Raw genomic sequence first — 1006 nt, 5'->3', positions numbered from 1 at the left:
GGGGAAACCCCGGCCGAGCGCCTGCATAAACCACTCGCGGCCTGATCAACCGACCACGTGTTGCGACGACCCCTAGAAAGCGCCCTGCCGCTGTGCCTGCAGTCAATGCATCTCCAGCTCCGGAAAGCGGACCTGACAGGACTCGCCGGCCGCAACACAGCCCGCCTCGCCCTGTCCACCGACGTTCCCGCATCGATCCTGGCTGAGGTCACCGGCACAAGCGTGCACAACGCAACCCCATGGGCCACCCTGGCCAAGCGCGACTGGACGGCCTACATCGCCACCCGCCGCGAGCCCAACGCCTGAGCTCGCTGGCGCCGGAGCCACAGAGGTGCGTGCCCACAGCCAGTATCAGGTCTTCAGCAGCGCTTGGAGTCGAGCCATTCATCGCTGTTCCACATGACCGGCATAGCCCCAATTGGTTCGAACCGGATGTCGGGGTCGTTGCTGTGGACCAAGGCGAAGAAGCGGCGTTGTACTACCGCCGCACGGCGGGCTTGGCCGGCGATGATGTCCAGCACGATCTGGGCTGCTCTGGGAGACGCGGCTGCGAACTGGTCGTAGTCAGTCAAGGACAGCACGAGACCGGTGCCCTCGGCCGCATCGTCGTAGGGGCCGTAACCTGCGACGTCGCCGAGGCAGTCGTTGAGCGCATCCAGATTGTTGCCGTAGTAGTCGGGAAACTGCAGGGCTGCGGCGATGGCTCGGTGCATGTCCCGCTCCGTTATCCACCCGTTCGCGGCCAGGTGGACGATGCGGAAGCCGCGCCCGGCGTCGGCACGGAGCCGCACTGGCTCTGTCGGCGATACCAGATGTCTTTCGGCCGGTGATTTGCTCTGGGCTGTCCCGTAACGGTCGAGCATTGGTGGGAGTCCGGACAGCAGCGAGGCATCATGGCCTCCGTGACGAAAGACGCGGAGCTTCACCCCGCACGGATACCGGGCTATCACGACGGCCCCTTCTCCCAGCACACCGAACTCCTGAGCGAGAGGCTGTTCTTTGCTGG

At 65.2% G+C, this 1006-nt stretch carries 2 protein-coding genes; one reads left to right on the top strand and one right to left on the bottom strand.

The window, feature by feature from the left end; genetic code table 11:
- The first annotated feature begins 105 nt into the window (after nt 1-105).
- On the top strand, nt 106-306 hold the full coding sequence (locus ACFWFI_RS42795) for a hypothetical protein (RefSeq protein ID WP_387401400.1): 201 nt from the start codon (nt 106-108) through the stop codon (nt 304-306).
- A 53-nt stretch (nt 307-359) separates the two neighbouring features.
- On the opposite strand, the gene ACFWFI_RS42790 is transcribed toward ACFWFI_RS42795, so the two are convergent.
- Nucleotides 360-863 (bottom strand): barstar family protein, encoded by a 504-nt coding sequence (locus ACFWFI_RS42790; protein ID WP_387401398.1) that lies wholly within the window; start codon nt 861-863, stop codon nt 360-362.
- Between the last annotated feature and the right edge of the window lie 143 nt (nt 864-1006).

Source organism: Streptomyces sp. NPDC060209 (assembly GCF_042728155.1).
GTDB lineage: Bacteria > Actinomycetota > Actinomycetes > Streptomycetales > Streptomycetaceae > Streptomyces.
The sequence above is the reverse complement of the archived record's forward strand: the minus strand, read 5'-3'. Positions and strand labels throughout refer to the sequence as shown.

Bases quoted from the DNA above. Each gene is read 5' to 3' on its own strand.
- ACFWFI_RS42795 (WP_387401400.1), top strand. From the start codon at position 106: ATGCATCTCCAGCTCCGGAAAGCGGACCTGACAGGACTCGCCGGCCGC.
- ACFWFI_RS42790 (WP_387401398.1), bottom strand. From the start codon at position 863: ATGCTCGACCGTTACGGGACAGCCCAGAGCAAATCACCGGCCGAAAGA.